General features: G+C 64.5%; 25 protein-coding genes, 2 tRNA genes and 1 pseudogene. 8 read left to right on the top strand and 20 right to left on the bottom strand.

Annotated elements, in window-relative coordinates:
* Positions 1–11 precede the first annotated feature (11 nt).
* Together ACLKOY_RS16370 and ACLKOY_RS16365 are read left to right on the top strand one after the other, a co-directional pair.
* Positions 12–84 (top strand) — tRNA-Lys (locus tag ACLKOY_RS16370).
* 109 nt (positions 85–193) lie between these two features.
* Positions 194–742 (top strand): type 1 glutamine amidotransferase domain-containing protein, encoded by a 549-nt coding sequence (locus ACLKOY_RS16365; RefSeq protein WP_290159376.1) that lies wholly within the window; start codon positions 194–196, stop codon positions 740–742.
* A gap of 29 nt (positions 743–771) precedes the next feature.
* Here the strand turns inward: ACLKOY_RS16365 and ACLKOY_RS16360 are convergent, their stop codons facing one another.
* The gene (locus ACLKOY_RS16360; protein WP_436454577.1) at positions 772–1293 is read right to left on the bottom strand and encodes a CGNR zinc finger domain-containing protein; all 522 of its coding nucleotides are present in this window, start codon (positions 1291–1293) and stop codon (positions 772–774) included.
* Positions 1294–1318: 25 nt separating this feature from the next.
* Between ACLKOY_RS16360 and ACLKOY_RS16355 the strand changes: the two genes are divergently transcribed.
* On the top strand, positions 1319–1519 hold the full coding sequence (locus ACLKOY_RS16355) for a hypothetical protein (RefSeq protein ID WP_436454576.1): 201 nt from the start codon (positions 1319–1321) through the stop codon (positions 1517–1519).
* 8 nt (positions 1520–1527) lie between these two features.
* Here ACLKOY_RS16355 and ACLKOY_RS16350 read toward each other — a convergent pair whose 3' ends face one another.
* From ACLKOY_RS16350 to ACLKOY_RS16300, 11 genes and pseudogenes are all read right to left on the bottom strand, one after another.
* On the bottom strand, positions 1528–2160 hold the full coding sequence (locus tag ACLKOY_RS16350) for a M23 family metallopeptidase (RefSeq protein WP_436454575.1): 633 nt from the start codon (positions 2158–2160) through the stop codon (positions 1528–1530).
* A complete protein-coding gene (locus ACLKOY_RS16345) occupies positions 2157–2684 on the bottom strand; it encodes a DUF1697 domain-containing protein (RefSeq protein WP_436454574.1) in 528 nt (175 codons plus the stop codon). Before ACLKOY_RS16345 ends, ACLKOY_RS16350 begins: the two co-directional genes overlap by 4 nt.
* Positions 2681–3262 carry an isochorismatase family protein gene (locus ACLKOY_RS16340; RefSeq protein ID WP_436454573.1) on the bottom strand — a complete coding sequence of 194 codons (582 nt, stop codon included), beginning with the start codon at positions 3260–3262 and terminating at the stop codon, positions 2681–2683. The genes ACLKOY_RS16345 and ACLKOY_RS16340 overlap by 4 nt, the downstream gene beginning before the upstream one ends.
* Before the next feature lie 83 nt (positions 3263–3345).
* Positions 3346–3421 (bottom strand) — tRNA-Thr (locus ACLKOY_RS16335).
* Between the two features lie 51 nt (positions 3422–3472).
* The gene (locus ACLKOY_RS16330; RefSeq protein ID WP_436454572.1) at positions 3473–5029 is read right to left on the bottom strand and encodes an alpha/beta hydrolase; all 1557 of its coding nucleotides are present in this window, start codon (positions 5027–5029) and stop codon (positions 3473–3475) included.
* Complete coding sequence (locus ACLKOY_RS16325; RefSeq protein ID WP_436454571.1) at positions 5026–6183, bottom strand: DNA polymerase III subunit delta'; 1158 nt, start codon at positions 6181–6183, stop codon at positions 5026–5028. The genes ACLKOY_RS16330 and ACLKOY_RS16325 overlap by 4 nt, the downstream gene beginning before the upstream one ends.
* A 137-nt stretch (positions 6184–6320) precedes the next feature.
* Positions 6321–6950, bottom strand: coding sequence for a dTMP kinase (gene tmk, locus ACLKOY_RS16320; protein ID WP_436454570.1), 630 nt, complete (start codon positions 6948–6950; stop codon positions 6321–6323).
* Positions 6947–9802, bottom strand: coding sequence for a type I DNA topoisomerase (gene topA / locus ACLKOY_RS16315; protein ID WP_436454569.1), 2856 nt, complete (start codon positions 9800–9802; stop codon positions 6947–6949). Before topA ends, tmk begins: the two co-directional genes overlap by 4 nt.
* A gap of 97 nt (positions 9803–9899) precedes the next feature.
* Positions 9900–10229 carry a helicase gene (locus ACLKOY_RS16310; protein ID WP_436454568.1) on the bottom strand — a complete coding sequence of 110 codons (330 nt, stop codon included), beginning with the start codon at positions 10227–10229 and terminating at the stop codon, positions 9900–9902.
* Between the two features lie 28 nt (positions 10230–10257).
* The gene (locus ACLKOY_RS16305; RefSeq protein ID WP_436454567.1) at positions 10258–10602 is read right to left on the bottom strand and encodes a TadE family type IV pilus minor pilin; all 345 of its coding nucleotides are present in this window, start codon (positions 10600–10602) and stop codon (positions 10258–10260) included.
* Positions 10602–10715: pseudogene (locus ACLKOY_RS16300) on the bottom strand (DUF4244 domain-containing protein); the annotation flags it as partial. The gene ACLKOY_RS16305 and the pseudogene ACLKOY_RS16300, both read right to left, overlap by 1 nt.
* A 199-nt stretch (positions 10716–10914) precedes the next feature.
* Between ACLKOY_RS16300 and ACLKOY_RS16295 the strand changes: the two are divergent.
* The 5 genes from ACLKOY_RS16295 to ACLKOY_RS16275 all read left to right on the top strand — a co-directional run bounded on the left by ACLKOY_RS16295 (position 10915) and on the right by ACLKOY_RS16275 (position 17831).
* Entirely contained in the window at positions 10915–12903 is a 1989-nt protein-coding gene (locus ACLKOY_RS16295; protein ID WP_436454566.1) for an HsdM family class I SAM-dependent methyltransferase, read from the top strand.
* Positions 12900–13991 carry a restriction endonuclease subunit S gene (locus ACLKOY_RS16290; protein ID WP_436454565.1) on the top strand — a complete coding sequence of 364 codons (1092 nt, stop codon included), beginning with the start codon at positions 12900–12902 and terminating at the stop codon, positions 13989–13991. Before ACLKOY_RS16295 ends, ACLKOY_RS16290 begins: the two co-directional genes overlap by 4 nt.
* A 151-nt stretch (positions 13992–14142) precedes the next feature.
* Complete coding sequence (locus tag ACLKOY_RS16285) at positions 14143–15627, top strand: recombinase family protein (RefSeq protein WP_436454564.1); 1485 nt, start codon at positions 14143–14145, stop codon at positions 15625–15627.
* Between the two features lie 101 nt (positions 15628–15728).
* Positions 15729–16841 (top strand): PIN domain-containing protein, encoded by a 1113-nt coding sequence (locus tag ACLKOY_RS16280; protein WP_436454563.1) that lies wholly within the window; start codon positions 15729–15731, stop codon positions 16839–16841.
* A gap of 612 nt (positions 16842–17453) precedes the next feature.
* A complete protein-coding gene (locus ACLKOY_RS16275) occupies positions 17454–17831 on the top strand; it encodes a hypothetical protein (protein WP_436454562.1) in 378 nt (125 codons plus the stop codon).
* Here the strand turns inward: ACLKOY_RS16275 and ACLKOY_RS16270 are convergent.
* The 8 genes from ACLKOY_RS16270 to ACLKOY_RS16235 all read right to left on the bottom strand — a co-directional run bounded on the left by ACLKOY_RS16270 (position 17821) and on the right by ACLKOY_RS16235 (position 26509).
* Positions 17821–18045, bottom strand: coding sequence for a hypothetical protein (locus ACLKOY_RS16270; protein ID WP_436454561.1), 225 nt, complete (start codon positions 18043–18045; stop codon positions 17821–17823). The genes ACLKOY_RS16275 and ACLKOY_RS16270 overlap by 11 nt on opposite strands.
* 208 nt (positions 18046–18253) lie before the next feature.
* Complete coding sequence (locus ACLKOY_RS16265; protein WP_436454560.1) at positions 18254–19387, bottom strand: plasmid recombination protein; 1134 nt, start codon at positions 19385–19387, stop codon at positions 18254–18256.
* 271 nt (positions 19388–19658) lie between these two features.
* Entirely contained in the window at positions 19659–21278 is a 1620-nt protein-coding gene (locus ACLKOY_RS16260) for a hypothetical protein (RefSeq protein ID WP_436454559.1), read from the bottom strand.
* Between the two features lie 881 nt (positions 21279–22159).
* On the bottom strand, positions 22160–22645 hold the full coding sequence (locus tag ACLKOY_RS16255) for a hypothetical protein (RefSeq protein WP_436454558.1): 486 nt from the start codon (positions 22643–22645) through the stop codon (positions 22160–22162).
* A gap of 143 nt (positions 22646–22788) precedes the next feature.
* On the bottom strand, positions 22789–24381 hold the full coding sequence (locus ACLKOY_RS16250; RefSeq protein WP_436454557.1) for an ATP-dependent nuclease: 1593 nt from the start codon (positions 24379–24381) through the stop codon (positions 22789–22791).
* Positions 24382–24427: 46 nt separating this feature from the next.
* Positions 24428–24553, bottom strand: a complete 126-nt coding sequence (locus ACLKOY_RS16245) for a DUF4244 domain-containing protein (protein ID WP_436454556.1) — start codon at positions 24551–24553, stop codon at positions 24428–24430.
* Positions 24554–24605: 52 nt separating this feature from the next.
* Positions 24606–25499, bottom strand: a complete 894-nt coding sequence (locus tag ACLKOY_RS16240) for a type II secretion system F family protein (RefSeq protein WP_436454555.1) — start codon at positions 25497–25499, stop codon at positions 24606–24608.
* A complete protein-coding gene (locus ACLKOY_RS16235) occupies positions 25496–26509 on the bottom strand; it encodes a TadA family conjugal transfer-associated ATPase (RefSeq protein ID WP_436454554.1) in 1014 nt (337 codons plus the stop codon). The genes ACLKOY_RS16240 and ACLKOY_RS16235 overlap by 4 nt, the downstream gene beginning before the upstream one ends.
* Between the last annotated feature and the right edge of the window lie 228 nt (positions 26510–26737).

Here is a 26737-nt window from a genome sequence, read left to right as displayed (position 1 = left end):
ACTGGAGGGGCGGGCCTCTAGCTCAGTTGGCAGAGCATCGGACTTTTAATCCGCGGGTCGTGGGTTCGAGCCCCACGGGGCCCACCGTTTATCACCGTCGGCCGGATCCGGCCACCCCCTTCAGTACGTCGGCACCCTGCGAGAGAGTCGTGGCGTCCCCATCCGGGACACTCACCCCACGAAAGGACGCATCATGGCGACTCTCACCGACAGCCGAGTGGCATTTCTCGCGACAGACGGATTCGAGGACAGCGAGCTGACCAGTCCGTGGGAAGCGGTGCAGGGCGAGGGCGCGAGCGCCACGCTCATCGCACCGGACGGACAGCAGATCACTGGAAAGAACGGTCACGTGCAGCACGTCGACCTCACCTCCGAGACCGCGAAGGCCGACGAGTTCGACGCTCTCGTGCTTCCGGGCGGCGTCGTGAACGCCGACCACCTGCGGCTCGACAAGGCATCGATCGACCTCGCTCGCTCGTTCTTCGAGCAGCACAAACCCGTCGCGGTCATCTGCCACGGCGCCTGGATCCTGATCGAGGCCGGCGTCGTCGACGGACGCACGCTCACCAGCTACCCGAGCCTCGCGACCGACCTCCGCAACGCCGGAGCCACCTGGGTCGACGAGGAAGTGGTGGTCGACGAGGGCCTCGTGTCCAGCCGCACTCCCGACGATCTCCCCGCTTTCAACGCGAAGCTGATCGAAGAAGTCGCCGAGGGGCGGCACGCGGGGCAGACCGCGTGATCTGAATCCGAACACCCGGCGGTCCGGCGTCAGGCGCCAGCGCGCGCCCTGTGACGCCGGACCGCCGCTCTGTTCGCGCAGCGCACCGAGCAGAACCGCTGCCGACCGTTGCGAGTCACATCGACGACCACGTTCGTGCAGGGTGAGGCAGCGCAGCGGCCCAGTCGATCCATGCCACGCGTGACGAGGTGCAGCGACGTGCCGACGGCGAAGACGGCCCGCAGCACGTACGGCAGAGATCTCACGTCGTCGCGATAGTGCAGGTGCCAGCCTTCGCCGTCGTGGTTCGTCAGGCGCGGGTATGCCGCAGCGTCGACCATCTGCGCGTTGAGGATCTCGGCACGAGCATCCGGATCCGCCGCATCGACGACCCGCAGCCAGTCGTCGATGACCTCGCGGACCCGTGCGTGGTCGTCGGGGGCGGGCGGGAACGTCATCGTCATGCCCATCTCGAGGGTGCGCTCCTCGATGCCCGCACGATCGACGGGGAAGTCATCGGCGAGGGATGCGGCCAGGAGAACCGCATACTCGCCGTAAGGGTTGAGATGCATAAGGCCATTACATCACGCTGGATGCATGACCACGTTGCACACCCTGTCCATCCCCCGTCAGACCACCACCGCGCACGAGCACGCCTGGCTCGCGGACTCACGGCATCCGACCAGCGAGGGCGTCGTCGTGTACGTCCGCTGCGCCGACTGCGGCACGCATCGCGTCGACCTGCAGGCGCACCCGCTGACGCCTCCCGCCGCGATCAGCCGCGAGACCTCGGATTGACCGCCCGATCAGGCGGCGACGATCTCGCCGTTCCGCGGCACCCAGGTCTGCGTCCCCTCGCGGACGAAGGCGAGCGGGATTCCGCGCCCGTCCTGCTCGACCGAGTCCGAGACCTGGAGGTGCAGATGCGGTTCGGTGCTGTTCCCCGAATTGCCGCATTCGCCGATCATCTCCCCCATCGAGACTCGGTCGCCGAGCCGGAGACGCACGCTCCCGGCCCTCAGATGAGCGAGCAGCACGAGAGCACCGTCGCGACGGATGACGACGTGGTTTCCGGCGATCGCCGGTGCACCCGCGAGCACACGCGATCTCTGTGTCAGCGCGTATCTCAGCTGCGCTCCGATCGATCGACGGGCGACGTGGTCGTCTTCCCCATCGTGGACCCGCACCACCTCGCCCGACACGGGCGCGAGGATCGGACGCCCGAAGCCGACGAACGCCGAGGCGGGCTCGGTTCCGAAGATGCTACCGAGACTGCGAGGTGCGCTGCGACCGCGTGCATCGACCGGCACGAAGTCGATCGCGTGCGAACTGCCGAACAGCTCCGTGCCGTGACTGGGGACGCGCGACGCCGGGCTGTTCTGGACCATCCACCGCCCCGTGAAGGGCAGGGTCATCACGAACGGCTCCGGCCCGTTCATGCGGTCAGCTCTGCGAGCTTCCGGATCGTGCGGAGGTTGCGCGCCGTGCCTGCGACCCCGAGCGCACGATCGAGGACGGCCTTGGTGAGCCTCGTGCTGTGCACACCGCCCTCGGCGTAGTCGATCCACAGATCGTCGCCGACCAGCGCGATCCGCTCCCCCGGCACGAGCCGCTCCTGCAGCGCCTCGACGGCCCCGGGCGCTGCCGGCGCCTCGAGGAACATCGCGTGCAGCAGCTTCTCCGACGCGCCGACGAACGGGTGCGCATCGAGGGCATGGACGAGATCGTCGTGCGTGCGCAGGATCACCGGGGTGTCGACGTCGAACTCGCGGACGATCAGCGCGCGGACGTCCGCACATGCGGACCTCGGGTCGTCCGGATGCTCACACACGATGTTCCCACTCGCGATGTAGGTCGACACCTCACCCAGCACCGGAGCGAGCACCTCGCGCAGCTGAGCCATCGGCACCCGGTTGCGACCCGAGACGTTGACCGCTCGCAGCAGCAGGACGCTGCGGGTCACGCAGCGTCGCTCTCGACGAGCTCGGCACCCGCATGAGCGAGTTCTGCGAGGGCCGCCGCACTCGGCTCTGGTGCGACACCCGCGATCAGATCGGTGAAGATGCGCACCCGGACCCCGTGCGCCACGGCGTCGAGCGCAGTGGCCCGCACACAGTGGTCTGTGGCGATGCCCACGACATCGGCCGTCAGGACACCCGCCGCTGTGAGGATCGCGCCGACGGTCTCGCCCGATTCGGTCGCACCCTCGAACATCGAGTAGGCGGGGCGTCCCTGCCCCTTGTGCACATGATGCGTGACGACATCGGTCACCAGCAGCGGGTCGTAGTCGGCACCGGGCGTGCCTGCGACGCAGTGCACGGGCCACGTGTCGACGAAGTCCGGCGCCTCTCCGAAGTGGCCGCCGTTGTCGCCCTCTGCGTCGTGCCAGTCGCGCGACGCGACGATGACGTCGTACTCGGCCGCGTGTGCGGCCAGGAAGGCGGAGACAGCGGATGCCACGGCATCACCGCCGTCGACGGCCAATGCACCGCCCTCGGTGAAGTCGTTCTGCACATCGACGATCAGAAGTGCTCTGCTCATGATCTGAGAGTACGCCGCCCCGCCGGTGGCCCCAAGGCAGGAAACCAAAAGGCCCCGAGATGTGTTCACATCACGGGGCCTGCTGGAGCCGCTTGTCAGAATCGAACTGACGACCTTTTCATTACGAGTGAAATGCTCTGCCGACTGAGCTAAAGCGGCGCGATCATCGATATTACCCGTTCCGGAGCCGCACCGCGAATCGAGCCCCGATCACTCGCAGCGGACGTCGCCCTCGGGCACGACATCGTCGAGGAGGAACGCCTCGACAGCGTCGTCGACGCACGTGTTGCCCTTGTTGTATCCGGTGTGACCTTCGCCCGCACGGGTGATCAGTACGCCCTCTTCGAGCTGCGCAGCGAGCGACTCCGACCACTCGTACGGCGTCGCCGGGTCGTTGGTCGTGCCGACGACGAGGATCGGCCCTGCGCCCTCGGCGTTGATCTCGCCACGCATGCCGGTCGGCGGGTAGGGCCACACCGAGCAGGAGTCGGGACCGCTCCAGTAGGGAGCGATGGTCGGCGCGCCGTCGGCGATCTTCTTCTCGGTGGCAGCCTCGGCCGCCGGGTCGTCTTCGACCGGATAGTCCATGCAGTTGTAGGCGCGGAACGCTTCGCTCGAGTTGTCGAGATAGGTGCCGTTCTCGCGTCCGTTGTAGAAGTCGGCGAGGAAGAATGCCGTCGTCGGGTCACCCTGCAGAGCCTCGTCGAGCGCCTGCGTGAGGTACTGCCAGCTGTCTGCCGAATACAGGGCCGCGATGATGCCGGTCATCAGCGCGTCCGCCCCGAGCATGCGTCCGTCGCCGTTCTCGAGCGGATTCGCGTCGACGCTTGCCAGGAGCGCCCCGAGGTCGGCCATGGCCTCATCGACCGTGCCGTTGAACGGGCACTCGCCCGAGTCGAGGCAGTTCTGCATGTACGCGCGGAGAGCCGATTCGAATCCGAGCGCCTGGGTCGCGCCGACATCGAGCCCGGAGACGGCCGGGTCGATCGCACCGTCGAGCACGAGCCGTCCCGCCTTGTCGGGGTACAGCTCGGCGTAGGTCGCCCCGAGGAACGTGCCATACGAGTAGCCGATGTAGTTCAGCTCCTTGTCGCCGAGCACAGCGCGGATCAGATCCATGTCACGTGCGGCATTGATCGTGGTGACGTAGGGCAGGATGCCGCCGCTGTTCGCCTCGCACGCATCGGCGAACTCCTTGTGCGCCTCGAGCAGCTCGGCCTCCCATTCCGCGCTTCCCCGCTTCCCTGCGGGGATCGTGTAGAGGTAGTCGTCCATGCCGGCAGCATCGAAGCAGGTCACGGCTGTCGACTCTCCGACGCCGCGGGGATCGAATCCGATCACGTCGTAGTTGTCGATGAGATCGGCGCCGACCGCGAAGTCGAGGCTGTCACGGATGAGCTCGACACCGCTGGCGCCGGGGCCACCGGGGTTCGTCAGCAGTGACCCCTGGGACGTCCCCGTCGCCTGATGGCGCACGACGGAGAGGGTGATCTCGCCCTCGCCCGGGTTCTCCCAGTCGAGCGGTGCGGTCACGTCGGTGCAGTCGAACCCGGTGCCGCACTCGCTCCAGGTGAGCGTCTGCCCGTAGAACGGCAGCAGGTCTTCTGACACGCCCTCGGTGTCCGGCGCGTTCGTGGTGGAGGGCTTCGGCGCGGCCTGCTCGGGGATCATCGAGTACAGGCACCCGGAGAGTGCGACCGAGGCTGCGGCGAGGCCGGCGATCACGGCGACGGCACGTCGGAAGCGGGAAGTCGGTCGATTGTTCACGGTGTCCTCCCGCTCGTGACAGTCACGAGCAAGCTCTCGAGGGCGAGCAGCGGTGCGACGTTGCGCTCCAGCGACTGGCGTGTGTCGGCAAGGTGGTCGAGTACGACAAGAGTACGGGTCTCGGGCCAGGCCGCTGCCAGCGCGGCCAGGTCTTCGCGAAGCTCGCGATTGATCAGCTCGTCGTCTCTGCCGAACTGCAGCATGACGACATCGCGGAACAGCGACTGCAGATCGGTGAGCACCCTGTCGATGCCGTCGCGCAGGCTTCGGGTCGCACGCTTCTTCTGGTCGTCCTCCAGCGCGGAGATCTGTGTACGCAGAGCCGGAGGAACGGCCTGCCCCTCGGCGATGCCGACCATCCGGAGCAGAGATGCACGCTCGGCGGCGTCGCGCTCGGCGGTGAGCGCCTTGGCGTCGTCCGTGGCGGCCTGGATGATGCGGCCGGCGACCTCGACGGCGTCGCTGACACCGCGAACCCCCAGCACCGACCGCAGGGTCTCGTCGCGGCGGCGACGGGCAGCCTCATCGGTGGCGAGGCGCTGGGCCATGCCGATGTGCCGTTGCGCATGACGGGCGGCCTGCTCGGCGATGCCCTCGTCGACCCCCGTGCGGAGGGTGATCAGACGCGCCACGTCTGCGACGTCGGGCTCGCGCAGGCGCAGCGAGCGCACCCGTGAGCGGATCGTCGGCAGCAGGTCGGCTTCGCTCGGGGCGCAGAGTATCCAGACCGTCTGCTCGGGCGGCTCTTCGAGAGCCTTCAGCAGCACGTTGGAGGTGCGCTCGACCATGCGGTCGGCGTCTTCGACCACGATCACGCGATAGCGGCCGGTCGACGGCGCGAAATACGAGCGCTCGACGAGTGCACGAGCCTCCGCGATCGTGATGATGACCTTGTCGGTGCGCAATGCGGTCACGTCGGGATGCGTTCCCGCGAGGACCTGACGCATCGCTGCCTCGTCATCGGGGTGATCCGCTACGAGCGCAGCGGCGAAGGCGTGCGCGAGCGTGGAGCGCCCCGACCCGGGAGGGCCGGTGATGAGCCAGGCGTGCGACAGCGCGGAAGGATCGGATGCGGCGTTGCGCAGAGTGTCGACCGCGGCATCCTGCCCCCACACATCGGCCCACGGGAAAGGGGCGGCGACAGTCTGGGGCATGTCCTCAGCCTAATCGGGAGCACCGACGTGCGCGGCGACCGCCGCCGGATGCGCGGGGTCGGCCCGAGGAAGGCGGCGTGCCGTGCGGGAAGGCAGGCAGGCAGGCAGGCAGGCGCGCGTGCCGGCGGGCGGGCGGCTCAGCCGATCAGCGTCGCGACCCGCTCGCGGATCTGCGCGGCGATGCCCTCGGGCGCCGCTGCGGCGTCGATGACCAGGAACCGTTCCGGTTCGGCGCGCGCCAGAGCGAGGTAGGCGTCGCGGACCCGGGCGTGGAACTCGGTCTTCTCGGCCTCGAGCCTGTCGAAGGGCTTGTCAGCCGAATCGAGTCGCACGCGAGCCGACTCGGGGTCGAGGTCGAGCAGCACGGTGAGGTCGGGCAGTGCGCCCTCAGCGGCCCACAGCGACAGGTTGCGGATCTCTTCGCCGTCGAGCACACGCCCTGCACCCTGGTAGGCGACGGATGAGTCGAGATAGCGGTCCTGCAGCACGACCTCGCCGCGGGCGAGAGCAGGCCGGACGACCGTTGCGACGTGGTGCGCGCGGTCGGCGGCGTAAAGAAGAGCCTCGGCGCGCGGAGCGATATCGCCTCGGTGGTGCAGCACGATGTCGCGGATCAGCTGACCGACCTCGGACCCACCCGGTTCGCGGGTGCGCACGACGGTTCGCCCTTCATCCGTCATCCACTGGGCGAGGAGGTTCGACTGCGTGGTCTTCCCCGATCCGTCTCCGCCCTCGAGGGTGATCCAGATTCCTGGGCCTGACGTCACGAACCGGCCTTCTTCGCGGCGTTGGCGGCGCGGGTCGCCGCGGCCTTCTTGGCTGCCGCGGACCGTGCGGCGGCCTTCTCGGCATCCGTCGCCGTCGTCTTGGCCGGAGCCTTCTTCGCCGCCGGCTTCTTGGCGGCGGGCTTCTTGGCTGCCGGCTTCTTCGCGGCGGGCTTCTTGGCCGGTGCCTTCTTGGCCGCACCGCGTTTGGGAGCCGGACCCTTCGCGCGCTTGTCGGCGAGCATCTGCACAGCGATCTCGAAGGTGATGTCCTCGACCTTCTGCCCACGGGGGATCGTCACATTCGTCTCGCCGTCCGTGACATAGGCGCCGAAGCGCCCGTCGCGGATGCGGATCGGCTTGTTGCTGACGGGGTCGGCCTCGAACTCGGCGAGCGCGCTCGACGCACGGCGGGATCCGGCGCCGTACTTCGGCTGCGCGTAGATCTCGAGCGCCTTCTCGAGCGTCACGTCGAAGATCTCCGACTCGCTCTCGAGCGAGCGGGAGTCCGCGCCCTTCTTCAAGTACGGACCGAACCGGCCGTTCTGGGCAGTGATCTCCTCGCCGCTCTCGGGGTCGGCACCGACGACGCGCGGCAGGCTGAGCAGCTGCAGGGCGGTGTCGAGGTCGATCGTGTCGACCGACATCGAACGGAACAGCGAGGCGGTGCGCTGCTTGGGCGCCGCAGGCTTCTTCGCTCCCCGCTTGGGCTTGGGAGCCTCGACGACCTCACCGGTCGCCTCATCGACGGCGGCGTCCTCGGACACCGGATCGTTCTCCTGCACGTAGGGCCCGAAGCGTCCGTCCTTGACGACGACGATCTTGCCGTTGTCGGGGTTGGTTCCCAGCACTCGGTCACCGGCGACCGGCGCATCGATGAGCTCCTGCGCCTTGGCCGCGGTCAGTTCGTCCGGCGCCAGATCTTCGGGCACGTTCACGATGCGCGGCTTCTCGTCTGGAGCCTCGGGGTTCGCGACCTCGAGGTAGGGACCGTACTTGCCGAAGCGCAGCGTGGCGGTGTCGGTGATGGGCGTGGAGTTGAGCGCACGCGCATCGATCTCGCCGAGGTTGTCGACGGTCTGGCGGAGGCCGACGTGCGAATCAGAGCCGTAATAGAAGGAACGCAGCCACTCGACGCGCTTCTGCTCGCCTCGGGCGATCGCGTCGAGGTCGTCTTCGAGTGCGGCGGTGAAGTCGTAGTCGATCAGGGTGGCGAAGTGCTCTTCGAGGAGGCGCACGACGCTGAAGGCGAGCCAGGTCGGAACCAGAGCCTGTCCGCGCTTGGTCGCGTAGCCTCGGTCGATCACCGTGCCGATGATGCTGGCGAACGTCGAGGGGCGGCCGATGCCGTGCTCCTCGAGCGCCTTGACCAGCGACGCCTCGGTGAATCGCGGCTTCGGGGTCGTGCGGTGGCCCTTGGCCTCGGCGTCCGACATGCGCAGCTCGTCGCCGACCGCGACGACCGGGAGCGACTGGTTCTCGTCGGCATCCTTGTCGTTGCGCTTCTCGTCGCGACCCTCTTCGTAGGCCTCGAGGAAGCCCTTGAAGGTGTACACGGTGCCCGACGCGGTGAACTCGGCGTTCTGCCCGGCTGCATCCACCGCGATCGTGACGGTCGTGGTCTCGTACTTCGCGTCGGCCATCTGGCTGGCGACGGTGCGCTTCCAGATCAGGTCGTAGAGGCGGTGCTCCTCGCGGTCGAGCTCCGAGGCGACCGACTTCGGCGTGCGGAAGTTCTCGCCCGAGGGACGGATCGCCTCGTGCGCCTCCTGCGCGTTCTTGCTCTTCGACTTGTAGGCGCGAGGCTTGAGCGGCACCGCGGTGTCGCCGTAGAGCGCGACGGCCTGACTGCGGGCCGCCTGCACCGCCTGGGTGCTCAGCGCCACGGAGTCGGTACGCATATAGGTGATGTAGCCCTTTTCGTACAGCCGCTGGGCGACGCTCATCGCCTGCTTGGCGCTCATCGAGAGCTTGCGGCCGGCCTCCTGCTGCATCGTGGAGGTGGTGAACGGCGCGTATGGGCTGCGGGTTCCGGGCTTCGCCTCGACCTTGGTGACCTGACCGGCTCCGGCGGAATCCACGGCCGAGGCAAGAGCTGCGGCCTTCTTCTCGTCGAGGATGACGACGGCCTTCTTGAGCTTTCCGTCGTCGTCGAAGTCGGTGCCTCGGGCGAGCTGGCCACCGTCGACGCGGACCAGGCGGACCTTGAAGCCCGAGGAGGACGAGGCGAGCGCCTCGACATCCCAGTACTCGGCCGACACGAACGCCATGCGCTCGCGCTCTCGCTCGACGATCATGCGGGTGGCTGCGGACTGCACGCGTCCGGCCGACAGGCCCGTCTTGACCTTGTACCAGAGCACGGGCGAGACGTCCCAGCCGTACAGCCGGTCGAGGATGCGGCGGGTCTCCTGTGCGTCGACGAGGTCGGTGTCGAGTTCACGGGTGTTGCCGATGGCCGCCTGGATCGCGTCCTTCGTGATCTCGTGGAAGACCATGCGCTTGACGGGGACCTTCGGCTTCAGCGTCTCGAGCAGGTGCCAGGCGATGGCCTCGCCTTCGCGGTCCTCATCAGTGGCGAGCAGGAGCTCGTCAGCGGTCTTGAGCGCACGCTTGAGCTCGGCGACGGTCTTCGTCTTGCGATCGGACACGACGTAGTAGGGGTCGAAGTCGTTGTCGACGTCGATCGAGTACTTCCCGTACGCCTGCTTGTCGGCGGCGGGGATGTCCTTCTTGTCTGCGAGGTCGCGGATGTGGCCGACGGAGCTGAGCACCTCATATCCATCGCCGAGGTATCCCTGAATCGACCGCATCTTCGTCGGGGACTCGACAATGACGAGCTTCTTGCCTTCAGCCAAGGGAGCGTCCTTTCTTCGAAGCACACCATACACACCGCCGTGATGGGTTGGTCACAGTGGTCGCCTGCATTTTCGCCGGAAAGTGCTCGTGCCGCCGTCAGGATCCCTCGGGTGGCCCAGCACGGGCTCGGGAGACGGCAGCGAGTCCAGCGTACGCCGCGTTCACCTGTACGGTCGCCACGAAGCCTTGCACAGCGCAGCCGGTGAGGGTCGCGCCGGAGGCGGCCGCCACGCGGGCAGCAAGAGCGCAGGGCGCTTCGGTGGTCATGATCGCCCCACTGGCAGCATCGGCGGCGGCGAGAGCGGCGGCATCCGCAGCCCCCGCCGCCCGCTGCGCGGTGACCGCGGCTCCCCCGACAGCCGCGAGCCCCAGCGAGAGCGCCGCCGCGACCGAGAGAACACCGGCCGCAACTGCCGAGCCTGCCATCAGCTGCCCTCCCCTTCACCGTCCGCCATCAGCGACCTCCGGCGAGCGCGCAGCTGGACGCCCGCAACGGGATCCGGATGAATCCGCCGATTGCGACGTCGGCGTGCGCCTGCACACAGACGAGATCACCGGATGAGCTGCTCGACATTCCGGCGCCCGGAACCGCGGTCGACACCGCGTGCGATGCCTTGCCCGTGTCCTCCCCTCGGCCGAGAAGGCGCGCGGCGTCGGCCGAGGCATCCTGGAGCGCGACCTGCCGAGACGCCGCGCCCAGCGCACCGGCCCCGAGCAGAAGCGTGAGGACCACTGCGGGCAGCGCGAGTGCGAGTTCGGCGGCCACAGACCCCCGCTCGCCGTCACGATCGGCGCTCATCACGACACCGTGAGCGCCCGGCGCACCAGGTCGGTGAGGATGCCGCGCACCTCATCCGACCTCATGATGACGACGAGCAGCCCCGCGAACGCCACGGCGGCGGCCGTCGTCATTTAAAGGCATACTTTTGCGGTTGGCACGCCCGACTCGTTGCCCGACACGAGAATGATGTGGTGAGCGAGCGAAGACCGGGGCGCAGCTCGCGGCATGGGCTGCTCGGGTTCCACTAGATTCGCAGATAGAACAACGGACTTGATTGAGAGATGTACTGCCTTGGGAAATGAAAGATCGACGGACCAGTTTGTTCGAGACTTGCTCCGCGACATTGGATTCTCCAGGCCCTGGGAACAGAGCTGCGCAGATGCCCCTGCGTACATCTACAACGCGCTAGAGGGTTCGTCGAAGTCCAACGGCAGCGGCCGAGGCAAGCCCGAGTTCGTCATTGAGTCCGGCGAGTTCCTCGTCGTCATCGAGGACAAGGCTAGGTACGACGACTCTGTGGGCCTCGACGAGGACGGGCAGATTGACACCAGCTACCCTGCCCGAGCGAACTATGCGCTGAACGGCGCCGTCCACTACGCGCTCGTGTTCGCACAGCGAACAGGCAAGAAGGTCTTCGCGGTTGGGGTCGCCGGCACTGAGAATCACTACGAAATGACCGTTGCGTTCGTCGAGGCCGGCGCACAACCTCGGCAACTCGACAGTCTCGAGACGCTGACCACGTTCGCGCCGGCGAACATTGACGAGTACTACCGAGTGGCAGTTCGCGGCGAGCTGCCCCAAGAGGAACGGGATGTTCGCGAGATCCGCAAGGTTGCCGCCATTCTCCATGAGGGGATGCGCAACCACGCGTCGCTGGAGAACGAGCACAAGGCCACGCTCGTTTCAGCGATCTTGCTGGCGCTCAAGTACCGTCCCGACCTGCTGGATGATCTCACTGGCGACCAGCGCAACGGTTACAAGGATGGCGAGAAGGTCTACAACGCGGCGAAAGAGTACCTCGAGAGTCCTGAAGCCGATCTCGGCCCGAAGCAGAAGATCGGCATCATGCTCGATCGGTTCTCGTTCATCAAGCGCCACGTCTTGCTGAACAGAAGGAATAAGGACCTCGGCAGAACGCCGATGCGCCACTTCACGGAGATTCTCGACCACGACGTCTTCGAGGTTGTTTCAGACCCGTCGTACTCCGCATTTGACGTGCTCGGCAACTTCTACGGGGAGTTCGTCAAGTACGGAGGCTCCGATGGTAACTCGCTCGGCATCGTGCTGACTCCGCACCACGTCACTGATCTCATGAGCGAACTCATCGATGTAAACGGCGACGACGTCGTCCTGGACCCCACGGCCGGGTCTGGGGCGTTCCTCATCGCTGCGATGCGCCGGATGTTTGATGACGCTATTCGTCGGAACAGCCACGACGCAAAGTCGCTGGAGGGAAAACTCGACGAAATCAAGAAGTTCCGTCTCTACGGCGTGGAGCTCCAGGACAAACTGTTCGCCGTTGGCACGACGAACATGATTCTTCGCGGCGACGGCAAGGCGAACTTTCAGCGTCATAACTTCTTCGACGTCACCCGAGCTGACTTCTTCCCCTTGAACCCAGATCGTCCCGGGAAGCTTGAAGACTTCACGAAGGTGTTGATGAACCCCCCGTACTCGCAGTCGAAGGGGAAGGACACTCGACATCTATCGGAGCTGTCATTCATTCACCGAGCGCTCTCGTTCCTCGGGGTTCGTGGACGCCTTGCGGCGATCGTTCCGCAGTCTGCAATGGTCGGCAAGACCAAAGAGGACAGAGAACTCAAGGCGCGGATATTGAAGGATCACACGCTCGATGCTGTGCTCACCATGAATCCGGACACCTTCCATGGCATCGGTACACACGTGGTTGTGGTGCTGTTCACCGCTGGCGTGCCCCACCCAGCTACGAAGAAGACCGCATTCGTCGACTTCCAGGACGACGGATATAAGGTCCGTCAACACATCGGCCTCATAGATGATGGCCGGGCTGCTGATCGCCGCAAGCACCTTCTCGAGGTGATCAAGGACGGTGTGCCCGACGACACCCGCTTCGTCGTTCGCTCAGAGGTAACGGCGACCGACGAGTGGCAACACAGCTACTTTTACTTCGACGATCAACCGCCCGCGTACGAGGACTTCTACGCCACCGTCGCGGACTACGTGACATGGCAAGTTGATATGCACACACATGGGCTTGGAAACTTCATAGCGCCGACGGCTGAGGTCGAGAACGAGGTGGCGGCCGATGAGGCGGCCACCGGTGAAGACTTCACCGTATGAGCGCATACAACGACCTACAGTTCGCGCCGATGCTCATCACCGATGTTTTTGAGTCGATGGCATCATCCAACGCCTGGTTCGACAGGGTGCATCTTGCGGGAGGGGATCCCGCGATTCCGTATCTCAGTCAAACCCAGTCCGCCAACAGCATCGCTGCGATCGTCGCTGACCAGGGTGTGCCGACTGAGCCGGGTAACTGCGTCACGGTCACGCTCAAGACACAAGCTACGTTCTACCAGCCGATGGCGTTCTATACGGCGCAGAACTTCCTCATCTTCCGTCATGAGCAGCTGAATGAACTGTCTGGCGTCACACTGGCAACGATCATGCGGCGTGCGCTGAAAAAGTTCTCGTGGGGTTATGGCGTCTCAATGGCGCGCCTCCGAAAGATGCGGATCATGGTGCCCGTCGTTAGTGGAGACGGTGGCCAGCTCGTCGTCGACTGGCGAGGGCTGGAACGGCTAGGAGCCGAGCTCATGACGGCAGCGGCTCGACCGATTCAGAGCGTGCTCACGACGGGCGGTTGCGATCCGTCCGAAGAGCTTCCGGACCTCAGGTTCGGGCCGATGTACGTCGTCGATGTGCCCGAGCGGCAGCGCGGGATCTTCCGCGCGCACAAGGGAAAGCGACTCATCACCGCGCACCGCCGGCCGGGACAAACACCCTTCGTCGCTGGCTCCAGGGTAAACAACAGCATCGTGGACCTCGCAGACGTTCCGGCTCTGTTCCCGGGTGGGTGGGTCACCCTGATCTACAACGGCGACGGCGGAACGGGGCACGCCAAATATCAACCGATGCCATTCAGTGCTTCTGACGACGTGACGGCTCTCGAGCCCGTTTCGGACGCGGCCACCGAAGACGCACTCCTCATGATGGTGACGTTGCTTACCCAGCAGTGCGTCCCAAAATTTGGTTTCGGTTACAAGCTCACGCTTCACCGGCTCGGTCGGCAGAGGATCATGGTGCCGATCACGTCTGACGAAGACGGGGAACAAGTCGTGGACTGGAAGGGCATGACTCGGTATGGTCAGATCCTGCGCGCCCGGGTGGACCAGCGCGTAGAAGCATCCGAGGCGTTGACGCGGTAGCTATCCGATCGGGATCCCGCTTGATCGAGTGCGCCAGAGGTGACCAGGTTGCACGAGCTCAACTTGCCGTCCTAACAGCCAGACATGCAAAGGCGCCAGCCAGCGTCGCGACCGCCGCAGATCGACACACTTACTCTGCAAGGATCGAACAGTGCCTCAACTCAGCCCAGTGACCCCGCGCGTCGCTATCTACGCGAGGCAATCCGTCGATGAGGATCAGGGAATAGCGCAGCAGGTCGAAGACTGTCGCTCGGAAGTACTCCGACGCGGCTGGCATGTCGCCGGAGAGTTTCAAGACAACGACACGTCAGCATCAAAGGAGCGCGGCCCAAAGACGGCGTGGGCTGCAATGCTCAAGGCCTTTGATCGAGGCGAGCTCGACACCATCGTCGTGACCGAAACCTCTCGCATCACCCGCAGCCTTATCGATGTGCTGGACATTCGCCCGCCCCGACGCGACGTCAGGGTCGTGGTCATCCGCGAGGGTATCGACACTGAGCGCGACGATTTCATGCTCAAGCAGCTCGTCCTACTTGCCGAACGCGAAGTGAGGATCAAGACTGAACGGGCTGCACGGTACGCCGTCGGACGCCGTATCGCTGGCCACCCGACACCCGGCAAACCTCCTCACGGCTACAACTGGGTGCCAAGCATCGAGCGGGACGACGCGGGCACGCGCTACAGAGTGAACCATGGCGAAGCCGACGACGTCCGGCGGATCTTCCTAGAGTTCCTCGCTGGTGCGCCTCTGGCGCAGATAGCGCGCGATCTCAATAGCGAAGGACGGCGAACGCGGCAGGGATCCACCTGGCACGCCACGACCGTTAGACGGTTGCTCTTGAACCCGCTCTACGCGGCACTGCTACCACCTGCGCAGCCAAGCGGACAGTTCGATGCCTCCTCCATCGATCTCGAGACCTGCACGCCGGGAGCCTGGGAACCCATCGTCAAGCGGGAGCAACTCATCGCGAGCCGTGGCCGCCTCATCGGCGTCCTCCCAAGTCACAGTGGAACAGCACGGAAATGGCTCCTTTCAGGGCTCGCGGTTTGTGCGGTCTGTTCGCGTCCGGTTCGATCAGCAAGAGGTGAGACGCATCCGACCGCTCGCCAAGATGGCAGCTCGGCTGAGTCGCATCGCTACCACGCCTACCGCTGCCCGCAAGGTCACTTCATGCGCAATGGAGACATCATCGATAGGTATGTCTCCGAGGTCTGCATCGCTCGCCTCTCGGCTCACGACGCTTTTGACTTGATCGGCGCTGGCTCCGGAGAAGTGGACGTCGCCACCCTGAACTCTCAGCGCGAGGCGCTCAAGGCTCGGCGGCGGTCGATCGCCAGCTTCGTTGCGCGTGGGCTGATGGCCGACACTGAAGCCGACGAGAGCCTGACCGAGATCATGAGTGCCCTGGCGGAACTCGACGACCAGATCACGCGCGCCGTCCAGAGAAGCCCTCTTGTTGAGCTTTCCGTCGTCGACGACGTTGAAGCGTGGTGGAACGACGCAACGCTCGCTCGACGACGGCTCTTGGTTGGCGAACTGATGACCGTCCGAATCAAGCCGGTGGGCCATGGCAAGCGAGTCACGACCATCGAGCGAGCAGCTGAAAGCGTGACACTCGAGTGGAACCGAGGCTAGAGCTCCCCTTGTCAGCCCTCACCCGGTCAGGCGGTTTGCCCCGCCACCGATGAGGCGCTAATGCTGTGGCGCGCGTCGCACTGCGACGGCATGATGAATACATGCTCGCCGTTGTCCTCGACTCGAATGCGATCCACACTGATCCGTGGCTTACTAGCGATGTTGGGAGGGTTCTCGTGCGACTAGCCGAGAGCGGATCGTGCACTGTGATAGTCCCCGAGGTTGTGCGAGATGAGCTCTATCGGCAGCGGCGCGAGGCTGCAAGGACATCCCACGGCGAAGCGTCGAAGGGCATCAGAGCGATGGGGCGCGCAGGCGTTGATGTGAGCGATACGGACGCTCATCTGCACGCGAGCTTCGATCGAATCGAGTCCGATATCGCGGCGGCGTTCGCGACGCTGTTCGACAGAGATGGTGTCGAGCTTGAGTCGACGCCAGACGTCCCGGTCGCTCAGATTGTCGAACGAGATCTCGCTCGTCGCCGCCCATTTCTGGAGATCACTCACCAGCAGAAGATGAAGTCTCTTGGTTTTCGCGATGTGATGATCTGGGAGACAGTACTCGCCGTTCTCGCTCAAGAACGAGGCTTCGACAAGGTTCTGTTTGTTACCGCAGACAAGGGCTTCTTGACCAGTGACTCCATGTCGCTCCACGCGGATCTGCTTGAGGACCTCGATGCACGCGGCATCGATCCGGGGCGCCTGGCGACCGTGAAGAACGTGCCAAACGCGAGCGCTGAGATTGAAGCCACGGCCGCCTACGCCGCGAAGGTTACTGCGGCCACCAACGCGCTGTATGAACTGGTTGGTGAAGAGGTCGGCGCGCAGCTTGCCTACGGCGGAGACTACGAGCGCCCGGAGTTCGTTGAGTTCGAGGTTCCCGGTATTGAAAGTCCCTACATCACAGACATTACACAGATCACCGAGTTCTCCTTCGAAACGGAAGGGCACGTAGTCACCGCGACCACCGACGCTGAGATCTCTCTCGAAGGCGCAATCTTCAAGGGTGACTGGTTCATGGACGACAGTGAGTCAATCGAGATCGTCGGCGAGCTCAACAACCACTACTTCGACGCGTACAGCAGCCTTGTGGTCACGGTGATCGTGAAAATGGTGATGGACGGGGAGAACCCTGAAGTCACCAGCATCGTTCTAGCAGATCCGGCGGCGCCTCTGCTCTTCGAGCAAGAGCAAGCTGCGACGGAGAGCCAATAAGACCGAGAGTCTGGCGCGCGCTTTCGCGGTGTATCGCCCTTGACCGCTCTTCATCGATGAGGTGCCAGCTCTCGCCGGATCTTGACCCCCGATAACTTCAGTTATCCCGACTATCGCAAGGAATGCCAGGACGACGCCGCGTCCGTCGAGCCGTGAAAGCTGCCCGGACGGGTGCACCAGAAGGCATTCACGACTGCGGCGAGCGAAAGCCTTTCGTTCCCTATGCGATGAAGGGTTCTCGTCGTGGGTCGCGTCGCGTCAGATCATGGGCTACCGGGCGCTATGAAAGGCTTTCATGCCGGCCAAGCCAGGCGACGGGGGTGTCGGGGCGTGAAAGGCTTTCATTGTGAGCGGCTTCGTCTGCGGTCGGGCCGGGCCGGGGCGCGGGCCGTCGAGCCATGAGAAAGCCTTTCGTTCGAGGCTTACGTGAAAGGCTTTCGTTCGAGGCTTACGTGAAAGGCTTTCGTTCGAGGCTTACGCGAAAGGCTTTCGTTCGAGGCCTACATGAAAAGCTTTCGTTCGAGGCCTACGTGAAGGACTTGCATTGACGCGCGCGCGACGGCCCAACCCCGGACAAGGCGGGGCTTGCACTGCAGCTGCAACGCCGCGAGCATGGACCTCAAGCTCTCGGGAAGGATCATTGTCATCACCGCCTCTCACGCCGCACAAATCACCCGGCGCCTGAACGATGTTCTCGGCCCCACGCTCGTGTCTACGTTGGCCGGTTCAAAGGACACACGAGCTGCGATTCGGTGGGCTCAACAGGAAGGTTCTGGTCCCGACCGAGAAGCGATTCTGCGCCTTGAGTGCGCGGAAGAGACCTGGCGAAAGCTGACTGCGCTCGAGGGCTATGACGTCGCGCGGCTCTGGTTCGTCGGCGGCAACCCGTGGCTTCACGAGGACACGGTGATCACTGCAATCCGAGAGGGTCGATTCGAGCAGGTCGCGGTTGCCGTGCAAGCGCTCTTGGACGATTCGTTCAGCGGTTAGCTCCCCCAGCCCTCTCGCTCTCAACAATCGCCTGGAGCGCATCTCTAAGCTCGATGCGCGCCTCGTCCGGGCTGAGCTCTCGGGTGAGTATTCGTTTCGCGCGATCCAGCGTCTCCCCGTCCAACTGCTGCCCCTCGAGCTGATGCCCCTTCTCAATCATGGCGAGGGCTCGTTCGACCTCAGCTGGAGTGAGCGGCTTCAGATGCCTATCCATAGTTCTCCTCAAGTCACCAAGGCCTCGGCGACTGGTGCCAGGTGGGCCCTGGACTCACTTTAGTTATCGATGGTCGCCCAGTGAGAGCGATGTGTGTACAACGCATCGACTGCTGGGCATCGGCCTCCAGCTGGGTGCCACGAACGGAGAACTCGAGATGCGGACGCGAGGCGCGCCCGCATTCGTCCGCGCCTCCCGTCCTGGGGTTTCAACGTTCGATCTCGTCCTGCTGCTTGACGGGTGCCGCTGTCGCCGCGGTGACCTTGTGCTTGAGTTCCGCGCGCATCTTGATTAGATCCACATCGAATCGCTTTCGTATCGGTACTCCATTGATCGAAGTCTTGTCCAGCCAGAGGTCGAAGTATGCGGGGACCGACTCGAGGCGCTGGTTGATTCTCCGCAGCCGATCTCGTTCCAGTTCAATCTCTTCGCGTGCGCGTTCTGCCGCTAGGCCTGCACTGTGGGCTCGCCGCCGAGCTTCTTCCGCACGCTCCGCTGCATGCTCTGCGATCACACGCGCTGCGTCCAGTTCACGTTCACGCCCTTCCAAGAGTGTTTCCCGATCCTCGAGGTCCGAGGATCGGCGAGCCAATTGACTGCTTCTGTGTCTACTGACTTCGAGATCCTCGGCGACCGCACTTGTTGCATCGCGGAGCCAATCCGCTTTCGACTGGAACTCACGACTACTGAGGTGCTCCCGCGATCTTTCAGTAACGCGATACTCAACGTCATACCCCGCTGCCGCGACTGCTTCACGGAGCTCCTGATGCTGACGCTTGAGGTCTGTTGGCCCTTTAAAGAAGTCCTTCTGCGACAGCCGACCATCTTGGGTTACGGGGGATATCAAGAGTTGCAGCTGGGGGTTGTACTCGTCGAGGTGCACCGAGAGCCCAACGATGTTCTCCTCGCTGAACTCGCTGCGCGCCCATTCCAATGCGGCGTTCGTGTAGTCGAACGCCTCCCGGTTCATTCCAGCTTCCCTCCAGTCAGGATTGTGATCCACGAACCACTTTGGGTCGAGTTGAAGAATCACCCCGCGGATGAGGACAGCGTCCTTCCGAAGTGCTCTTCCGACCGTACCGAGGCGCCGCTGAAGGTAGTCGTCGAACTCGTCGCTTGGTGGCCGGCCGTCGACTGAGGTGAGGCGTCTGTAACCACCTTTCCCGTCGTTGACCAATGTGACGTTGAGCTTGGTTCGCTCCGGAACGACGTTCCGGTTCGCCTGGGGGAATGTGAACCCAGCAGCCTGATCGGCGTCCCTTGCGATGTGTCTGAAAAAGGCCTTCGCGTGTCCTCCGCGTCCCACCTTGTGCGACGCGTCGAAGGTCATCGTGTAACTCATGCTTCGCTCCTCTCGACCACTTCCGTATCCTGTTCCGTCCTCGACGCAACAGACCACGGAGCCCCCGGCGGCTCTCCCGAGGGGCTTCTCCTGTCGCTCATCCGAACACCACCCCTGTGCTTCCTTCGGTGGGTGATGTTCTCCTTCGCGTCAGAAGAAGGTGTAGCCCCATACACTTCTGAACCCGCTCCGCTCGTCAGAAGCTCCTGGTGCCCTCCGGGGGCCGCTGCGCGGGCAGCTCCAATACGCCAGCGGGCTGAAACTGCGACGCTCACTGCGGACGCCCCGTCGACAGAGCAACTGCTCGCCCGCGTTCGATTCGCGTCTCGTCAGAGACCACGATGCAATCGGTCGCATGGTGGATGTCTGAACCTTCCGGACACCCCGAACCACACGAACACCTCGCCGCCCGTCGAGCGCTGTCTGCGAGCTCGCGCTTCTGCTCCTCCAGGAGTTCAATCTCCCGCTGCAGCTCCGCAGCGCGGTCCGCGGCCGCGGCCTGCTCAGGATCGAGCATCTCGATGGAAGCGAGCAACTCACCGACCACCTCCGCCCTGCCGCGAGCTGGGTTCGCGCGAAGCTTGCCATGCTGCTCCAACAGCGGGCGCAGCAAGACATCGCCAATCTGGTGCGTGGCCGCTTCACGTTCCGCGGCATCTTCGATCGAGTCGATCGCGGAAGAGATCTTTCGCATGCTGGCCTTCATGCGAGCGACGGTCTGGTAAGCGAGGAAGTCGTCCGTGTCGCTCACGAACCCTCGGTTCAGCAGCATCTCGATGCTGTCGACCGTCACCTCGAAGACAACAGGGAAGCGACCCCATGACTGGTTGCGATCCTCTGCGTGATGGCGCTTCCCGCTCTTGTCGGTGTACTCGCCGGCCAGGCCGTCGAGGAACTCTGCATAGGGGGTCGTCTTGGTGATGATGTTGACGGTGTGAACGAGGCGGGTTGTGCCGTACTTGATGTTCACGTCACTCGCACTGGGATGGTCGTCGAACACTTGCCAGACACTGGAGCGACCGCCCAATGCCTCCATGAGGTCGAGCGCGTTGTAGTCATCCCAGATGATCACCGGTTGGCCTCTGTAGTTTTGCAGCGGAGCGCGGGGGTCCGTCGCGACGTGATAGCACTCATCCGCATCCAGATCTCTGAAGAGGGAGCGGGCGAACAACTTGGCGAGCGTGGTCTTTCCTGTCCGCCCTTTTCGGAGTTCACACGCTTTACTGCCCATGAAGTAGCTCGTGCGATGCCGCGGAGCCGGTTGGTGAAGCCGCCAGTCTTGCCGAAGCTTCTGCAGATGCGTGAGGTCCGACACGTACACCTCCGGCTCGTTTTCGCGGACCCACTTCAACGAGACTTCTCCGCGCATGATTCTCATGCGTACTTCGTCCCTCTTGCGAGTCGCCGATGAGCCGCCGCGAACGCCCTTCCTTCGCGAGGCGAGGTGCTGGTCAAGCTCCGAGCTGAAGTCGAAGTTTGCGATAACGATCGAACGGTCGTACTGGTGCTTGCTGGCCTGCTTGCGACCCTCATGGGTGAGATACTCACCAAAATCAAAGAAGGCCTTTTCGCGTGCTCCGTTGCCGCGGTACTCGCCCTCTTCGCTTGGGATCTTGACTCGAGCAGACGGGATCATCAACCAGTTGGAGATCTGACGGATCGTGTAGTTGTCGTCACACTGCAGCACCACGTGAACATGTCGAGGCTTCAAGTCGCCCACCTCCACCTGACGACCCTTTGACCGTTGGTACTCAACGTCCGCAGCATCGAACTGATCCTGGTCGTGCCAGGCGTAGGCCCACCGCTTGATCGATGCCCGCTGGAGGCCGCGCTCGAGTTGAGCTTGATTCACCATGACCTCACCGGTCTCTGCATGGTGCGAGTACTGCATGACAGAGAAGACTCGAGCACTGCGCGTAGCGCGCTTCTTCTGATGGTCCGATTCCAAGGACTTTGAGCGCTCAAAGAAGTCGCGAGCGGCGTCGGGGTTCTCGGCCTCAGTAACCTCACAAACCTCAGTAGCGGGCGGGGGGCACCCAAGGAGGCCCCCCGCCATGGTTTCGCGGCTCCTGAGAGGTGCAACCTCACGAACCTCAGAAGATTGGATCTCTACGGGGGTGGGCGCTGGGTCGGGGATCACGCGGCACCTCCCAGGATGACCGCCAGACGCTCGCGCTGTTCTGGGGTGAGGCGGGGCGCAGCAGCCACCACTCGAGCGACTGCATCGTCAACGGCGCGCTCGAGTGTTGGGCGTCCCACAGAAGGGGAACTCAGTGCGGCAAGGTGTTCGGGGCGAATGAACACCCGACGCCCAACGCGTTCGGCGGGGAGAAGTCCCTCAGCAACGCGTTTTCGCAGCGTCGAGTAACCAATACGCGAGTCGCGGGCAGCTTCTTGAAGCGTAAGCCTCGGGGTAGGTCGGGGTTTGGCGAGAGCAGGCAAGCCCACTCCTCTCGAAAGAGAAGGAGCACCTGCATGTCTCGCGGGCACCTGCCAGTGTGTCACTCCCGCCAGGACCGCTTCGTCGCGATCCGTTTTTCACCAGCGGTCACCCGCCGGGCTCGTCATGTGCTGGTGATCACACTCGCCCGTGGTTTCGGAATCAGTAGCGACGGGCAGGATCCGACCCTGTAGGTCCCATCGGGTGCGGCCCAACTGGATGCAGGGCCGCAAAAAACTTAGCATTCGGGAGCGTCAATCACAAATTTTCACTCATAGACGAATACAAAAGTGGATCCGGTTGATGAGAAAGTGCAGGTCTCGGATGTGCTCTCAGCGGCTTTGTAGCTTCTCAAGCATGAGCTGAACAGTTTCGTCTTGTGCCTTGAGGTCCAGATTACGAGGTGTCGGCATTTGGAACACGAGTACCGCCAAGGCGGTCTGGCGCTCGACCTCCCGCCGGAGCGCCGTGAGTACACCGCCCCAAACCACCAGGTCCATAGACTCGTCGAAGTCGCGCATGAACACGCGGCAGGCGTCGGCGATTGCAAAGGCGATCTCATATGCCTCTTGGGACTCAACCGATGATTGAGTTGCGACCGCTAGCGTGCGCACCTCTTTCACGGAGTCAGCGAGCCTCCCAGTGTGCTCCAGATCGAGCGGATCAAAGAACGCACCTTTATTGTCGATGAGCGCAATCAAAGCGTGAAGATACGAGCCGTCCGTCTGTACGAGAGAGGTCGACACGCCTCCACCGGTCAGTCCGGCTGATCCGCCCGTGAAAACCCTTCGGTACTTCCTCAAGCCCTTGTTGGCCACCTGATTACCCTTTCGTCCGACCGAGCGCCGCCCTGGCACTGCCTCAAGGGGAGGCTACCGGCGATCTGCACATCTAGCAGCAAGGCCGCTGCCAGATCGGACCAGCGAGGGCCGAGCGCCTTGCCTTCAGGACGGCGGAGTAATCAGGTTTCGAGTAGCGGCTCGATGAACCTCGTGAGCTGCTCGGATTTGTGAACTCCACGTTCGATTGCGGTGCTCACCCAAGCCGCTCCATGGAGTGACTGGCTTCGGTCAAAGCCTTCCATTTCACCAACTGGGACAACGTGAACCCCCACGGTGTTCAGCGCCGCCAGGAGGCGCTGCGCCGCAGCGTTTGGTTCCCCCGGAGGGACGGCTGCCATACCCTGATTTTTTACTTGGTCCCACAGAGAACGCTCCTGGATAGGGGCAACCATCGCCACATAGTCGGCGCTCATGTCGCTTGTCCATGTGCCTGCAACACTCTCCACGATTCCTCGAAGAGTGTCCTTGCTTCGGAACACGTCGAAGTCGACTATTGCCCGGGACCTCACTCGCAACCGACCCAGGGCACGGGCGATCGCAGCTACCCGCTGCTTTCCCCCACCTGGGACGAAAAGGACATCGTCGGCGATCGCGCGACGATCAGTTGTTAGAGCGAGGTCGTCCAACGCGGCGCCGAAGAATCTGCAGTCCCCATCCGACTCGCACACAACCACTTGTCGGTGGAACAGCCCCTGGAGCACGTTGGAGTAGCGAAGGACGGGGTCAGCCCAGACTTCCTGGATCTCGTCCGGCGGCAATTGAGCGAACGAGTTCTGATCCCCCTGACGAGTAATCCTCACAACGTTGATCGGTGCAGATGCTTCAAGTAGACCTAGTAGCAGGTCGCGATCGTGTGTAGCGATGATTACTTGCAAGCCCCTTTCGTGGGCTGCACCCCCCAGCCACCGTCCTAACGCCCTTGCTTGACCGGGATGCAGGAAGGCCTCCGGTTCGTCAATCAACAAAACGCCGGGCGGTCGTGCCATCACGAGCAACGCCAAACCGACAAAACTTCGCATCCCGTCTCCCTGCTCGTCGAGGACCGGAAGGTCGAGCACAGCGTCGGCGTACTCACGAGTTGGGTGGTTGAGAGGCGGGACCGGCACTTGCACATCACCTACTCGGAGGCGAAACTCAGCATTAGCTCGGTCCAGCAGAAGCCCCTGGCCGAACGTCGATCGGGACAATGCATCGAGTTCTGCCTCGAGATCACCATCGCGGTAGAGGCGACCGAGGGGATTCGACCCGCCCCCATGGACGGGGCCAACGGGGGCCGAGCCGGCAGCATGACCAGCGAGTGCGCCCGCAGACGTGTGATGGAGGAACAGAGGGGCTGCAGTTCCCAAGCGAGGAAATCTCCCGATCGCTAAGGGAGGGTTGAGGGCGTTCCTCAGCTGCTCCATCGAGACCGTCTGCCCTCCGGTGGGCGACGTCCATTGCGGAACGCCGTTTTGAGCAGTTGTCCGTAGCGCGTTCACATCCAGCCACTCGATGAGCTCATCTTCCGGATCGGACGATGGCTTGGTCACCGCAATATCCCCGAGCGTGACTGGTGCGGCCCGTCGGTCACTCATCACGAGAGCTATGTCTTGTAAGAGTCGGGACTTGCCGGCGTTGTTGCTACCGACAATCGCGGTGACGGCCACCGGAGGCACGGTCACGGTGTCTCCGGCGTTCGAGGTGATGCTATCGATGGTGAAACGTACTGGCATGCCTCTACCTTGGCGCACAGTGTGGCAAGGAGACAGAGCAAAGATTTCAAGTATGCTCAGCCAGGCTCATCACGGCCATAGTCGTGATCGCGTATTCGGCGGTGGCCGCGCCGCTGTCGTCTCCGAACAGCGCCGCGGAACGGCGCCGAGTGAGTGGAGGGAGAGTGTTCATGGGTTCCTTCTTTCTGTGTGCGGATGCACGAGCATCCTGTGGTCGGCAGCCGTCACAGCGGCAGCGGAGTCGAGAGGAGCACGCTCAGCAGCAGCGGAGCGACTCCCAGCAGGAGAAAGGCCGGCAGTGTGCAGACGCCGAGCGGGATCAGCAGCTTCGTCGAGAGCTTCGCCGCGCGCATGCGGCCGTCGACGCGGGACGCGTGGCGTTCCTGACCGGCGGAGGCGCGAAGAAGCTCGCCGGCGGGCACCCCCGCGGCATGCGAAAGCTCGAGCACCGCGCGGATTCGCGCGTCGTCCCCGCGACGAGACGCCGGGCTCTCCGCGACGAGGCGCAGGGCACGGTCGATCGAGGCGCCCCCGGAGAGAGCGACCGCCATGAGCTCGGCCTGCATTCCTGGCGTGCCCGGCTCGGGTCTCGCGCGCCGAAGCAGTCGGTTCGTCCAGCCTCGGGCCGCGAGGACGAGCAGCAGCCCGGCCACGACGCAGGCCGCGCCTGCAGGCGTCCCGAAGATGACGCCGAGGGTGTCGAAGCCGAGCGCGAAGCCGAGCAGCAGACCCGCGAACGGCATCCACAGGAGCAGCCGCGCGGTTCCCGCAGGTTCAGCCAGGGCGATTCGCACGTCGTCGGCCGCAGATGCGGCGTCGCGAAGCGTCTCGGCGATCATTCGCAGCACCTCGGCCAGGGGCGCCCCGACAGTTGTCGCCACCTCCCACGCGGCGGCGAGGTCTCGCCACGGGCCCCCCTCAGCCTCGATCGCGGCGATGAGCGGGGCGCCGTCGTCCACTCGATCCACCACGGACGCAGCGTGCACGTCGCCGATCGAGGCCAGGTGACGCCAGGCGACCAAAGGCACCGCTCCGGCTTGCAGCAGCACGGCGAGCGTCTGCACGGAGGTAGCAGCGTCGGTTCCCGCGTCGTCGGCGCCCCACCGCCGAGCGCTCACCACGGTCGCACCTCCTCGATGCTCAGCCGGTCACCGGTCAGAGCGAGCTCCCCCGCCTGCGCGATGCGGCGCTGTCCGCCGGGAGCCCGGTCGAGATGCAGGACGATCGTGAACGCGCTCACGGCTTGGCGTGCGAGCGCCGTGGCGTCCATCGATGCCAGCGCGCCGAGTGCTTCGAGCCGGGCCGGCACGTCGCTCAGACCACTCGCGTGGAGGGTGCCGGCGCCGCCATCGTGCCCGGTGTTCAGGGCCGTCAGCAGTTCTCTCACCTCTTCGCCTCGGCATTCACCGACCACCAGACGGTCGGGGCGCATGCGCAGCGACTCGCGGACCAGCCGTGCGAGGCTGATGCCGCCGGCGCCCTCGAGGTTCGACTGCCGCGCCTCGAGAGCGACGTGGTGCGGGTGCCGCGGCCGCAGCTCGGCGACATCCTCGATCGTGACGATGCGCTCGGAGGTCGGCGCGGCCGACAGCAGTGCCGACAGCAGAGTCGTCTTGCCTGTGCCGGTGCCGCCGGTGATGAGGATGTTCGCGCGCTCGGCCACCAGGCCGAGGAGCCAACTGTGCTGCCTGGCGTCGAAGGCACCGAGCGCCGCCAGCGCTTCGAGATCCGCGGCGCGCACTCTGGGCACGCGGATCGACAGCGCCGTGCCCGACGTCGAGACCGGCGAGAGGATGGCATGCACTCTGATGCCGGACTCGAGCCTCACGTCGACGCAGGGCGCTTGGTCGTCGAGATGGCGACCGCCGAGGCCGACCAGCGCGACGGCGAGATCGCGAACCTCCCGTTCGGACGCGCTCCACCCCCGCACGGCCTCGGCGCCGCGGCCCCGGTCGACGAACAGCCCTGAGGCGCCGTTGACGAAGATGTCGGTGACCTCCTCGTCGGCGCAGTGCTCTGCGAGTGGACCGAAGACGGGATCGACCTGCAGCGGCGTGCCACCGCCTCGCGGGGTGCCGTCGGCGGGCGACGACGAACCGCGCGGCTGGATGACGAAGGGATCGGACATGCCCCGAAGCTAGGCCAAGCGCCGGGCGCTCGGTGCACGCCTGAAGAGGTTCGAACGGCACCTGTGGGCAACCCCGACCGGACGTTCCGCGTGCAGAGGAGGTCGTGAAGACGGGCACGAGGAGTGCACCCCCGATGGGAGCGCTCCCGAAAAAGAGAGGGCGGCATCTCACGGGGGGAATGAGATGCCGCCCACGGCGTCCCTCATGGGGGAATCGGGCACGCCAAG

Source organism: Microbacterium sp. K2 (assembly GCF_051365005.1).
GTDB lineage: Bacteria > Actinomycetota > Actinomycetes > Actinomycetales > Microbacteriaceae > Microbacterium > Microbacterium foliorum_B.
This window is presented reverse-complemented; position numbering and strand designations above follow the sequence as displayed.